We start from the raw sequence: 11,491 nt of genomic DNA on the forward strand, positions 1-11,491 counted from the left end.
GACATGAGCGTAGAGATCAAAATTCAATGGCTCGACGGGGCTGACACCGAGATCAAACTGCCGTCCTATGAAACGGCCCATTCCGCGGGCGGCGATGTGCGGGCGAATTTCCCGCCGGAGATGCGTGCGGAAGGGGTTACCCTTGAGCCGGGCGCGCGGGCGCTGATCCCGACGGGGTTTGCGATGGAAATTCCCGCAGGCTACGAGGTGCAGGTGCGACCGCGTTCCGGTCTTGCGCTCAAACACGGGATTTCTTTGGTCAATACGCCGGGAACGATTGACGCCGATTACCGCGGGCCGGTGGGCATTATTCTGATCAACCATGGTCAGGAGCCGTTTCATGTCACGCATGGCGAGCGCATCGGCCAGATGATCATCGCGCCTGTGGTGCAAGGGGTATATTCGGTGGTGGAGAGCCTTACGGACACCGCGCGCGGTGCCGGGGGCTTTGGCTCGACCGGACGGAAATGAGTTATTTTCTGATCATTGCGGCAGTGCTTTGGGGCATCGGTTGGCTGACCGGCGCACCCAAACGGGCGCGTTGGGCGATGATCGGTGTGCTTTACCTTGCTGTGCTTCTGACCATTGCCGTGCTGCCGGAGGGACATGCGCTGCGGGCAAGCCTTGGCGGGAGTTTGGGCGAATGGCTGCTGATCGGTGTTGCCGCGCTGATTGTTCTTGTCTATCGGGCAGGGCTTGCTCGTCTGCGGCGCAAGGCGAAGGTGGTTGAGCCTCCGGCGCAGGAAGGCGCGTTTCGTCCCGCCGAACTGGATCGCTACATGCGGCATATCCTGTTGCGGGAGATCGGCGGGCCGGGGCAGAAAAAGCTCAAAGACGCCAAGGTCTTGGTGATCGGGGCCGGAGGACTTGGCGCGCCTGTGCTGCAATATCTTGCGGCTTCGGGGGTCGGGGTAATCGGGGTGATTGATCCGGATGTGGTGGAGTCTTCGAACCTGCAACGTCAGGTGATCCACACGGACGACCGGATCGGTGTGCCCAAGGTGTTTTCCGCCGCCGAGGCGATTAAGGCGCAGAACCCGTTCATTGAGGTGCGCCCCTATCATCGCGCGTTTGACGAAAGCTCTATCGATCTGGTGGCTGAATATGATCTTGTGCTCGACGGGACGGATAATTTCGACACGCGTTATCTGGCCAATCGCGCATGTGTGATCCACGGCAAGCCGCTGGTCGCAGCCGCGATTACGCAATGGGAAGGTCAAATCAGCACATATAAATCCCATGAAAATGGCCCGTGCTATCAATGTGTGTTCCCCGAGCGCCCTGCCGAAGGCATGGTTCCCAGTTGCGCCGAAGCAGGTGTGGCGGCCCCCTTGCCGGGGATTTTGGGCACGATGATGGCGATGGAAGCGGTGAAAGAAATCACGGACGCGGGGCAGGGGCTCAAGGGGCGACTCGTCATTCATGATGCGCTCTATGCCGAGACCCGCAGCATCACAGTGAAGAAACGACCGGACTGCCCGATTTGCGGCGGCAAAAGCGTTAATCGCAAAACCTGAGCGATGGGTTTGCGCAAAGAACCGTGCAACAGGTTGATCTTGTCGCACTTCCCTCTCAATGCGTGTCACAAATCAAATGTGACGGGCTTTAGCCCTTTTACTTGTCGATGCGGAGGCATAGTTTTTGGGCAAAGGAGATCCCTATGACCAATCCCTATCTCGCCGAGTGGACGACCGAATTCAATTTGCCGCCTTTTGCCGATCTGAAGGATGAGGATGTAAAGCCTGCCGTGGAGGCCGCCCTGTCCGAGGGCCGCGCCGCGATCAAGGCGATTGCGGACAATCCGGAAGCGCCGACATTTGCCAATACGATTGAATCGCTGGAGAAAGCCGATGCGACCCTGTCGAAGGTTCTGGGAGCCTTTTACGGCATGGCGGGCGCGGATACGAATGACACGCGGGACGCCCTGATGCGGGAGTTTTCCCCGATGCTCTCTGCCTACAGTTCCGAAATCACCGCCAACGCGGCGCTGTTCCAGCGGATCGAGACGTTATGGCAGGAGCGTGAAAACCTTGACCTCACAGACGAGCAGCAGCGTGTTCTCATGCTCACCCGCCGTTCCTTTGTGCGCTCGGGGGCAAAGCTCGAAGGTGCGGACAAGGACCGCATGGCGGAGATCAAATCGCGCCTTGCCACGCTTGGTACCCAGTTCAGTCAGAACCTTTTGGCTGACGAGCGGGAATGGTTCATGGAGCTTTCGGAGGATGATCTCGAAGGCCTGCCGCAGTTCGTGGTTGATGCCGCGCGTTCGGCAGGTGAGGAAAAAGGCGCGAAGGGGCCGGTGGTCACGCTGTCGCGCTCTCTGATCACGCCGTTTCTGCAATTCTCCCCTCGCCGCGATTTGCGGGAAAAGGCTTTTCGCGCATGGGCGGCGCGAGGCGAGAATGGCAATGCCAATGACAACCGCGAGATTGCGCGCGAAATTCTCGAATTGCGCGAGGAACGGGCCAGGCTCTTGGGCTATGAAAACTTTGCGGCCTATAAGCTCGAAACCGAGATGGCCAAAACGCCGGAACATGTGCGCGATCTCTTGATGCGGGTCTGGGCACCTGCAAAAGAGGCGGCGGAGCGCGATGCCGCGATTCTGTCCAAGATGATGGCCGAGGACGGTGTGAACGGGGATCTGGCACCTTGGGACTGGCGCTACTATTCCGAAAAACGGCGCAAGGCCGAACACGATCTCGATGAAGCGGAGTTGAAGCCCTATCTGCAACTCGACCGTATGATCGAGGCTGCATTTACCTGTGCCAACCGCCTGTTCGGGCTTGAGTTCGAACCGCTTGATGTCACCACCTATCATCCTGATGCTCGGGCATGGAACGTGACGCGCAATGGCAAGCATATGGCCGTGTTCATCGGGGACTATTTCGCACGCGGGTCCAAACGCTCCGGCGCGTGGTGCACGGCCATGCGCAGCCAGCAAAAGCTCGAAGGCGACATCCGCCCGATTGTGCTCAATGTGTGCAATTTTGCCAAACCACCGAAAGGTGAGGCCGCTTTGCTATCCTATGATGATGCGCGCACCTTGTTCCACGAGTTCGGCCATGCGCTGCACCAGATGCTCTCCGACGTGACCTATGACACGATCTCCGGCACGTCTGTGGCGCGGGATTTTGTCGAATTGCCCAGCCAGCTTTATGAACACTGGCTCGAAGTGCCCGAAGTGCTTGAAGAATTCGCGACACATGCCGGGACCGGCGCACCGATGCCGCGCGATATGCTGGAGCGTCTGCTCGCGGCCCAGACCTATGATCAGGGGTTTGCGACGGTGGAATATGTGGCCTCTGCGCTTGTCGATCTGGAGTTTCACGACGGTCCTGCCCCGAAAGACCCGATGAAGGCGCAGGCTGAGATACTGGCGAAAATCGGTATGCCGAAGGCGATCACCATGCGCCACGCCACACCACATTTCGCGCATATCTTCTCCGGCGACGGGTATAGCTCGGGCTATTACAGTTACATGTGGTCGGAAGTGATGGATGCGGATGCCTTCGAGGCTTTCGAGGAAACCTCGCCTTTCGATCCGGCTATGGCAAAACGCCTTGAGGACAACATCCTCTCGAAGGGCGGCTCTGAAGATGCCGAGGCGCTCTACACGGCGTTCCGTGGCCGGATGCCCGGTGTTGAGGCGCTGCTCAAGGGGCGGGGGCTTTTGGCGGCGGAGTGAGGTCGCGTTTTCATGCTGTAAAAACACTCAATCGCGAGGCGGTTTATCCGCCTCGTGCGCTACATCTTTATGCACAATCACATCGGCATTCGGATAGGCGGCCAGAATCTGACGTTTGAGATCGGCGGAAATTGCATGCGCCTCGCGCAAGGTCTGATCTCCGTCCACTTCAATATGGATGTTCACAAAGGGTTTCGATCCGGCCATCCGCGTTTTCAGATCGTGATAGGCATAGATGCCGGGCATTTCCTGCGCCATGGTTTCAATGGCGGCGATCATATCGGGCGGAGCCGCGCGATCCATCAGCGCATCCCATGCGGATTTGCCGATATTCAGTGCCCCCAACACCAGAAGGGCCGCTGCGACCAAGGCAACGATACTGTCGAGATGTTGAAACCCGAGCAGGGACGAGGCCAGAAGCGCACAAATCGCGCCGATATTTGGGATGAGATCGCCCAGATAGTGCAGGCTGTCGGCGGAGACCACTTTCGAGCCGGTTTTGCGGGCGACATAGCGTTGCCAGAGCACCAGCGCGATGGTGGCTGCGATGGATAGCAGCATCACCGCGACGCCCGCACCTTCGGCTGTCATCTGGTGCGGGGTGGTGGCCAGTAAGCGCCGGACGGCTGTGACGGCAATGACAGCGGCAGAGATCAGGATGAAGACGGATTGTGCAAGTGCCGCGAGGTCTTCGGCGGAGGTGTGGCCAAAGGTGTGGTCCTTGTCCGGTGGTCGCGCGGCGTAATAGATCGCCAGCAATCCGGCGCAGGCAATGAGCAGGTCAAGCGCACTGTCGGCCAGAGAGGCGGCAATCGACAGAGAACCGGTCACGCTCAGCGCCCAGATTTTTGCGATCACCAAAAGCGTCGCAACGCTGACAGAGGCGACCCCTGCCGAGATGTTCAGGTGTTTGTCCTGCATGGTTTGTCATGCCCCGAAATGCGGTGCTTAGTCCAGCATCAGCTTGTCGCAGATGCGTGACCATGCGCGGGCGACAAAATTATCCTTGGCGGTTTCAAGGCACTGACGCTCAAGAAACCAGTGAAAATAGCCTTCATAATCGAATTCTCCCATGGTCTGCGGGCCGAACTCGATCGCGGTTTTGAGATCCCCGACCGTGCGTGCGGTGAGGGTGGCGTGCCAGTAATCGGTCTTGCCACAGGTGATGACAGGTTTTTTCTGCATCAGGGCTTCGAATCCGGCCGAAGAATTCTGGGTGATGACCACGCGGGCGGCGGCAATCAGGTCGTGGATGGAGGCATCCGTAAGTTTGACATTCGGGTAGTCCTCGCAAATCCCGAGGATGCGCCGCCGACCCTGTTTGCTTTGATGCGGATGGGGTTTGACATAGACAGGTGCGTCGCTGTCGTAGCGCGCGGCCTCAGGGATGATCTGCTCAAGGCTCAGGTATCGCGTGCCGGGCTTGCCGATTTCCGCAGGCTGACACAGGATGGTCGCGGAAGACGGCGGCAAAGGCGCTTCCAAGCGCGGCTCTTGTGCGAACTTCGAGATGTTTTCCTGCAACATATAGCTGGTCACGCCGTTGAAAAAATACTCGGCCGCCTCGCGCATGTCGGGATCGGAATGGTAACGGGCAAACCGCAGCGAACTGTTGTGCCCGTATCCCAATTCGTCGAAATACCAGAAACCCCAGATGTAGGAGGGGCAGGCATGCAGGATGGTCGGGCCGTACATGGCCGGTCCACCGACGATGATGTGGAAATGATCGGCATTCAAAAGCGCACGACCCGTTCGGGAGCCGCCTTCGACCAGATAGGTCGCAAAGCCCTTTTCTTCGAGCTTGGGAAGCAGTTTGGTGAAAAAGTCATGTTGGCCTTGGGCGATGGACTCGTGCCAGCTGCCATAACCGTGAATGACACAGGATTTCAGGCCGGCCGGAATGTTGCGGGCCGCGAGAGGGGATTTGATCTGATCCATCGGGACTTACTCCAGAACTTCATCCGGGCGCACTCCCCATAGCCCGTCTTTCAACACCCACCCCTTTTGTCCGTCCGCCGTGACCTTGCACCAGGACACATTGCATTCAAGCAACCGCAGAATCACGTTCTTCTCGGCTTGGGCGTTGAGACGTGAGGCGGGGTCGGGACGGGAAAACAGATCGACATTCTCTGCTGTGACCAACGCGGTGCGGGCGCCAGTTATCAGCGAGTAATGCAGCCATCCTGTTGCGCCTTCAACATCACGAACGCGACGCCAGTGGCCATATTCCGCGATGACTTCAAGCGGGTAGCCGCGGCGGACAAAGACCCAGTCGATACGATGCGACAGGGACGGCCCGCGCCGGACATTGGCCTTGTCGCTTTTCAATGAGACAAATCGGGGCAGCGGCAGGTTGGTGACCGCACCGCGCTTCGGACCCTCTGCGGAGACACCGGCGGGAATGGCGACAAGAAGGCATAGCAAAACGGCCCTGAACAGGCCTTGCATGCCGGAAAATCGACCGCTGTTTACCATAACGCTCTCTAATCTGCTCACTGGCCTCTCACCGCCGACACCTTGTGTGATCATTCTCTGCGTGGCGATGGTTGTTTGTGCTCCGGTTCTTATCCTTTACGCCTTGCCGGGATGCAATGGAGTTTGCCAGTATAGGGGGGAAAAATAAAGAGGGAGGTTACGGCTATTATGAGAGAACGTCTCAAAGTCGTGGTGACACGCGCGTTGCCGGAGCAGGTCGAAACCCGAATGAAAGAACTCTTTGATGTCGAACTCAATCCGACAGACGAGAAGATGGATCGGGAGGCCCTCGTCACGGCGATGCAACGGGCGGATGTTCTGGTCCCGTGCATTACCGACCGGATCGATGCGGGCATGTTGGGGCAGGCGGGAGAGCGGCTCAAACTGATCGCGAACTATGGCGCAGGTGTGGATCATATCGATGTCCTCACCGCGCAGAACCGCGGGATTCTGGTGTCCAACACTCCCGGCGTTGTGACCGAAGACACCGCCGATATGGCAATGGCGCTCATGCTGGCGGTCACGCGGCGAATTCCCGAAGGGCAGGTGGCGATGCAATCCGGTGTTTGGGAGGGGTGGGCCCCGACCGCATTTATGGGCATGCGCCTGACGGGCAAGCGGCTCGGCATTCTCGGGATGGGGCGGATCGGTCAGGCGGTAGCGCGCCGCGCCCGCGCCTTTGGTATGTCAGTGCACTATCACAACCGCCGCCGCTTGCGCACCGAGATCGAAGCGGATCTTGAGGCGACATGGTGGGACAGCCTCGACCAGATGCTCTCACGCATTGATGTCCTGTCGATTCATTGTCCGCATACGCCGTCCACATTTCACCAGATCAACGCGCGGCGTTTGAAACTGATGAAACCGACATCCGTGATCGTGAACACCTCTCGCGGTGAGGTGATTGACGAGAACGCCCTGACGCGCGGTCTGCGTGCGGGCGAGATCGGCGGGGCGGGACTGGATGTGTTCGAACGCGGACATCAGATCAACCCGCGCCTACGTGAACTGCCCAATGTGGTGCTCCTGCCGCATATGGGTTCGGCAACGGTGGAAGGACGTGTCGAGATGGGCGAGAAAGTGATGCTCAACATCCGCACCTTTGCCGACGGACACCGCCCGCCTGACATGGTTGTGCCAGCAATGCTTTGAGCGCGCGGCGGACAGGCTTGGAACCTTTTCTGCCTTTGGGGCGTTTCTTTCTCAGACACTGAAAAAGGAGGTTCTCAAATGAATCGGGACCAGTTCGAAGGTAAATGGAAAGAAATGAAAGGCCGCGTTCGTGAGGAATGGGGCGATTTGACCGAGGATGACCTCGCCGAAGCTGAAGGCAACCGCGAGCAACTCGAAGGCAAATTGCAACAGCGCTATGGCAAGTCCAAAGAAGAAGCGCGCAAGGCCGTGAATGAGTTTATCGACAAGCTCTGATATGTGAGCAACATCAGAACGCGCCCTCATGTTGGGCGCGTTTTGACCTTGATGCCTGCTTGGAGAGGGGGCCTCTGCATGCGGATATCTGGAAAATATGAGTATTTCCGGCACAAAGGAAACCGCCGTTAGGCTTAAGTTAACCGGTTCGGGATAGGCTTGTTCTGCGGAACAGGCTGGAGAGCCGATGGCCGCGCACGAAGGAGACGCCCTGACCCGTGGGGTCAAACCCCTTCCGGAGACGTCACAGCGCAATGTACCGGCGGTCAGGGCGCAATTCGCGCCTCTCCTTTGTGCCGCAAATACTCAAAAAAGGCGCCCGTAGGCGCCTCGTTTATTTGTTTTTATAGACATTCTCAGGTGTCGGGAAGGCGCGGGATTTGACGTCTTCGGCATAGTCCGCAATGGCATCTTCGATGGCGGCCCCGACAGCGCCGAATTTCTTGACGAATTTAGGCACCCAGTCGTTCAGGCCCAGCATGTCTTCCATCACCAGAATCTGACCGTCGCAGGTTTTTGACGCGCCGATGCCAATGGTCGGAATCTCCACAGCTTTGGTGATCTTGTCGGCCAGCGGTTCGACCACACCTTCGACGACTAGGGCAAACGCGCCAGCTTCGGCTACGGCTTTGGCGTCGTCGATATGGAATTGCCAGTCATCCTCGTCGCGGCCTTGGGTTTTGAAGCCCCCCATGATGTTGGTGCTTTGCGGTGTCAGTCCGATATGGGCCATCACCGGAATGCCGCGTTCGGAGAGGAATTTGATCGTCTCCGCCATGCGCGCGCCGCCTTCGAGCTTGACGGCTTGGCACTGGGTTTCCTTCATGATTTTCGCGGCATTGCGAAAGGCTTGTGCGGGGCTTTCCTCATAGGAACCGAAGGGCATGTCCACGACGACCAGCGCGCGTTTGGTGCCGCGCACCACTGCTTTGCCATGCATGATCATCAGGTCCAGAGACACGCCGACCGTGCTTTCCATCCCGTGCATCACCATGCCGAGACTATCGCCGACCAGCAGGAAATCGCAGTATTTCTCGGCAATTGCAGCGGTATGGGCGTGATAGGCGGTGAGCGAGACAATCGGATCACCGCCTTTGCGGGCGCGGATTTGCGGGACGGTGACGCGTCGAATGGTTTCGGTTTGTGTAGACATGATTTTTCCTCCTCCTCCTTCAGGGCTTTAGGCCGGATGTGCCACCCTTTGGTCGATCAATAGCACATCCCCGAAGCGGGCGGCGAGAAGGATTACCACAGGACGGGTGATTTTGCCCTCGACCTCTTGCAGTGTCGTTGCGTCGCGGACATCGATGCTTTTGATCTGGGTGCGGGGTTCGCGGGCGATGAAGGCACGAATTTCCTCTTCGAGATCCTGTGCGTTGCGCCCGTCGGAGACTTCGTAATCGGCATAGGCCAGTGCTTTGTTGAGGATACGCGCCGCCTTCCGGTCTTCGGCGGAGAGGCGCACGTTGCGCGAGGACATGGCGAGCCCGTCAACATCGCGCACGGTCGGCACCCCTGTGATCTCGACGGGCATGTCGAGGTCGCGGACCATGGTTTTGATGACTTGAAGCTGTTGGTAGTCCTTTTCACCAAAAAATGCTTGGTTGGGGGTGGTGATGTTGAAGAGTTTTGTTACCACGGTGCAGACGCCTTTGAAGTGGCCGGGACGGAGGGCGCCCATGAGGGTTTTGTCCAGCTCTTCGGTCAGCACAGTGGTCTGTTTGTCGGGGTGATACATTTCGTCGACAGTGGGACAGAAGACCGCGTCGACCCCTTCGGCCTCCAGAAGTGCAAAGTCGCGGGCCTCGTCGCGCGGGTAGGCGTCGAGATCGGCGGCTTCTCCGAATTGCGTCGGGTTGACGAAAATCGACACGATGACACGGTCGGTCCGGTTTTGTGCCGTGCGCACCAGCGTCAGATGGCCGTCATGCAAAAAGCCCATTGTGGGAACGAGACCGACGCTTTCTCCGGCGCTGCGAAAGGCTTTCACCGTGTCCCGTATCTCTTGTTTGGTCCGACAGATTTTCATCTTTGCTTCTCCGTTCCGGCTCTCGTGAGCCTCTGATTGCGCGCAGACTACAAACTGTGGGGCAGAGCGACAAGGAGATCAGGGATATGGCTTCCGGTCCGCGCAGAAGTCGCGTGGCGCAAGCTGGATGTGACGCATATAACTAACAGAAACAGATAGATAAAATATAAAAGGCGACCTCCAGAGGGCCGCCTTTTCAAAAATGTTTCCAGTCTTAGCTCTTGTCTTTGAGCGCGGCCAGTTCGTCCCAACATTCCAGCGCTTTTGCCGCATACATCAGCACGGGGCCGCCGCCCATCTGCACATTCATGGCCAGCATTTCGGCCAGTTCTTCGCGGGTGCCGCCGTGTTTCATCAGGGCTTCGACGTGAAAGCCGACACAGGGTTCGCAACGCACCGAAACGGCCATGGCAAGCGCCAGCAATTCCTTGGTTTTATGGTCCAGCGCATCGCCTTCCAGCGCGGCTTTCGACATGGCTCCGAAGCCCGCCGGAATGTTCTTGTTGGCTTTATTCAGGGCGCGCAGCGCATTGCGCATGTCTTCGTTTTTTTCAACCCAGGACATGAGAAACTCCTTGTTCGCGTGTCTTACATGGGGCGCTTTTCGCATATGCAGAAAGGGCGGACTTTGATCGGCATCAAACATATTCGATTTTGAAAATATTTAGGAAAACGAAGATCAAAAAGGAAAAGGGCCCGTCACGAAAACGGGCCCCAATCGGGTGTCGGACTTGCGTCGGATAGGTGTCGGACCCTTGTCGGGCCGCGACAGGCTTGCCGCTTACTGCGGAATCTCGCCGGTCAGACCTTCGACATAGAAGTTCATGCCCGCAAGCGTGCCATCATCGGCCACTTCGCCTTCGGCCAGCCAAGGCGTGCCGTCCTGCTTGTTGATCGGACCTGTGAACGGGTGATATTCGCCGGAGGCAATCTTGTCCTTGATCTCCAGAGCGGCGGCTTTCACGTCTTCGGGAACCGCGTCGGAAATCTCGCCGATGCCAACCATGCCCGGCCCGATGCCGTCCCATGTGTTGTCACTTTCCCAAGTGCCGTCCATGACCGCCTGAATGCGCTCGATGTAGTAGGGCGCCCAGTTGTCGATGATCGAAGACACGCGCGGCATCGGTGCATATTCCGACATGTCGGAGGCCTGACCGAATGTGATGACATTGCCCGCCTTCTGTGCGGCGGCATGCGGCGCGGTGGAGTCGGTGTGTTGCAGGATCACATCGGCACCTTGGTCAATGAGCGCCTGAGCGGCATCGGCCTCTTTCGCCGGATCGAACCAAGTGTAGGCCCAGACCACGGAGAACTCGACGTCAGGGTTCACCTTCTTGGCGTGGAGATAGGCGGAGTTGATGCCGCGGATCACTTCGGGGATCGGGAAGGAGCCGATGTAACCGACCTTGTTGGTCTTGGTCATCATGCCTGCGATGGTGCCCTGAACGGCGCGACCTTCGTAGAAACGTGCGGAATAGACACCCACGTTGTCGGCAGTTTTATAGCCGGTGGCATGTTCGAATTTCACATTCGGGAATTTGGCCGCGACGTTGATGGTCGGGTCCATGTAGCCGAAAGAGGTGGTGAAGATCAGATCGGCACCGGAGAGCGCCATCTGCGTGATCGCACGTTCGGCATCTGCGCCTTCGGGCACGCTTTCCTGGAACACGGTTTCGACCTTGTCGCCGAAATGTTCTTCGACTTTGAGGCGGGCTTGGTCATGCTCATAGGTCCAGCCACCGTCACCGACAGGACCGACATAGATAAAGCCGACTTTGGTCGGGTCTTGGGCAAAGGCGGGTGCGCCAAGGCCAAGGGTCAGTGCAGAGGCCGCCGCAGCAGCAGTCAGCAGAGTTCTACGTTTCATGGATAGT

The 11,491-nt window shown here is 58.2% G+C and carries 12 protein-coding genes; 5 read left to right on the forward strand and 7 right to left on the reverse strand.

The window, feature by feature from the left end; translation table 11 throughout:
• Positions 1 to 3: 3 nt before the first annotated feature.
• The 3 genes from dut (at position 4) to KO492_RS18265 (ending at position 3,685) form a co-directional block, all read left to right on the forward strand.
• Entirely contained in the window at positions 4 to 471 is a 468-nt protein-coding gene (gene dut / locus KO492_RS18255; protein ID WP_216046273.1) for a dUTP diphosphatase, read from the forward strand.
• Entirely contained in the window at positions 468 to 1,517 is a 1,050-nt protein-coding gene (locus KO492_RS18260) for a HesA/MoeB/ThiF family protein (RefSeq protein WP_216046274.1), read from the forward strand. The genes dut and KO492_RS18260 overlap by 4 nt, the downstream gene beginning before the upstream one ends.
• Positions 1,518 to 1,660: 143 nt before the next feature.
• A complete protein-coding gene (locus KO492_RS18265; protein WP_216046275.1) occupies positions 1,661 to 3,685 on the forward strand; it encodes a M3 family metallopeptidase in 2,025 nt (674 codons plus the stop codon).
• A gap of 27 nt (positions 3,686 to 3,712) precedes the next feature.
• Here KO492_RS18265 and KO492_RS18270 read toward each other — a convergent pair whose 3' ends face one another.
• From KO492_RS18270 to KO492_RS18280, 3 genes are read right to left on the reverse strand one after another with little or no spacing between them, the layout of a single operon-like run.
• The gene (locus KO492_RS18270; protein WP_216046276.1) at positions 3,713 to 4,606 is read right to left on the reverse strand and encodes a cation diffusion facilitator family transporter; all 894 of its coding nucleotides are present in this window, start codon (positions 4,604 to 4,606) and stop codon (positions 3,713 to 3,715) included.
• Positions 4,607 to 4,633: 27 nt separating this feature from the next.
• A complete protein-coding gene (locus tag KO492_RS18275; protein ID WP_216046277.1) occupies positions 4,634 to 5,623 on the reverse strand; it encodes a capsular polysaccharide export protein, LipB/KpsS family in 990 nt (329 codons plus the stop codon).
• Positions 5,624 to 5,629: 6 nt separating this feature from the next.
• Positions 5,630 to 6,160: an SH3 domain-containing protein gene (locus KO492_RS18280; RefSeq protein WP_252735608.1), complete on the reverse strand. Its 531-nt coding sequence runs from the start codon at positions 6,158 to 6,160 to the stop codon at positions 5,630 to 5,632.
• Positions 6,161 to 6,325: 165 nt separating this feature from the next.
• Between KO492_RS18280 and KO492_RS18285 the strand changes: the two genes are divergently transcribed.
• Both KO492_RS18285 and KO492_RS18290 read left to right on the forward strand, forming a co-directional pair.
• A complete protein-coding gene (locus KO492_RS18285; RefSeq protein WP_216046337.1) occupies positions 6,326 to 7,312 on the forward strand; it encodes a 2-hydroxyacid dehydrogenase in 987 nt (328 codons plus the stop codon).
• A gap of 78 nt (positions 7,313 to 7,390) precedes the next feature.
• The gene (locus KO492_RS18290; protein WP_216046278.1) at positions 7,391 to 7,588 is read left to right on the forward strand and encodes a CsbD family protein; all 198 of its coding nucleotides are present in this window, start codon (positions 7,391 to 7,393) and stop codon (positions 7,586 to 7,588) included.
• A gap of 334 nt (positions 7,589 to 7,922) precedes the next feature.
• On the opposite strand, the gene panB is transcribed toward KO492_RS18290, so the two are convergent.
• From panB to KO492_RS18310, 4 genes are all read right to left on the reverse strand, one after another.
• Positions 7,923 to 8,741: a 3-methyl-2-oxobutanoate hydroxymethyltransferase gene (gene panB / locus KO492_RS18295; RefSeq protein WP_216046279.1), complete on the reverse strand. Its 819-nt coding sequence runs from the start codon at positions 8,739 to 8,741 to the stop codon at positions 7,923 to 7,925.
• 27 nt (positions 8,742 to 8,768) lie between these two features.
• Positions 8,769 to 9,617: a pantoate--beta-alanine ligase gene (panC, locus tag KO492_RS18300; RefSeq protein WP_216046280.1), complete on the reverse strand. Its 849-nt coding sequence runs from the start codon at positions 9,615 to 9,617 to the stop codon at positions 8,769 to 8,771.
• Positions 9,618 to 9,831: 214 nt separating this feature from the next.
• A complete protein-coding gene (locus KO492_RS18305) occupies positions 9,832 to 10,182 on the reverse strand; it encodes a carboxymuconolactone decarboxylase family protein (RefSeq protein ID WP_066606897.1) in 351 nt (116 codons plus the stop codon).
• A 216-nt stretch (positions 10,183 to 10,398) separates the two neighbouring features.
• On the reverse strand, positions 10,399 to 11,484 hold the full coding sequence (locus KO492_RS18310) for a BMP family ABC transporter substrate-binding protein (protein ID WP_216046281.1): 1,086 nt from the start codon (positions 11,482 to 11,484) through the stop codon (positions 10,399 to 10,401).
• Positions 11,485 to 11,491: the final 7 nt, after the last annotated feature.

Origin of the sequence: Celeribacter halophilus (assembly GCF_018860305.1) — a bacterium.
In the GTDB taxonomy this organism is placed as follows: domain Bacteria; phylum Pseudomonadota; class Alphaproteobacteria; order Rhodobacterales; family Rhodobacteraceae; genus Celeribacter; species Celeribacter halophilus_A.

Coding starts and splice junctions, on each gene's coding strand:
- dut (WP_216046273.1), top strand. CDS start 4: ATGAGCGTAGAGATCAAAATTCAATGGCTCGACGGGGCTGACACCGAG.
- KO492_RS18260 (WP_216046274.1), top strand. CDS start 468: ATGAGTTATTTTCTGATCATTGCGGCAGTGCTTTGGGGCATCGGTTGG.
- KO492_RS18265 (WP_216046275.1), top strand. CDS start 1,661: ATGACCAATCCCTATCTCGCCGAGTGGACGACCGAATTCAATTTGCCG.
- KO492_RS18270 (WP_216046276.1), bottom strand. CDS start 4,606: ATGCAGGACAAACACCTGAACATCTCGGCAGGGGTCGCCTCTGTCAGC.
- KO492_RS18275 (WP_216046277.1), bottom strand. CDS start 5,623: ATGGATCAGATCAAATCCCCTCTCGCGGCCCGCAACATTCCGGCCGGC.
- KO492_RS18280 (WP_252735608.1), bottom strand. CDS start 6,160: ATGGTAAACAGCGGTCGATTTTCCGGCATGCAAGGCCTGTTCAGGGCC.
- KO492_RS18290 (WP_216046278.1), top strand. CDS start 7,391: ATGAATCGGGACCAGTTCGAAGGTAAATGGAAAGAAATGAAAGGCCGC.
- panB (WP_216046279.1), bottom strand. CDS start 8,741: ATGTCTACACAAACCGAAACCATTCGACGCGTCACCGTCCCGCAAATC.
- panC (WP_216046280.1), bottom strand. CDS start 9,617: ATGAAAATCTGTCGGACCAAACAAGAGATACGGGACACGGTGAAAGCC.
- KO492_RS18305 (WP_066606897.1), bottom strand. CDS start 10,182: ATGTCCTGGGTTGAAAAAAACGAAGACATGCGCAATGCGCTGCGCGCC.
- KO492_RS18310 (WP_216046281.1), bottom strand. CDS start 11,484: ATGAAACGTAGAACTCTGCTGACTGCTGCTGCGGCGGCCTCTGCACTG.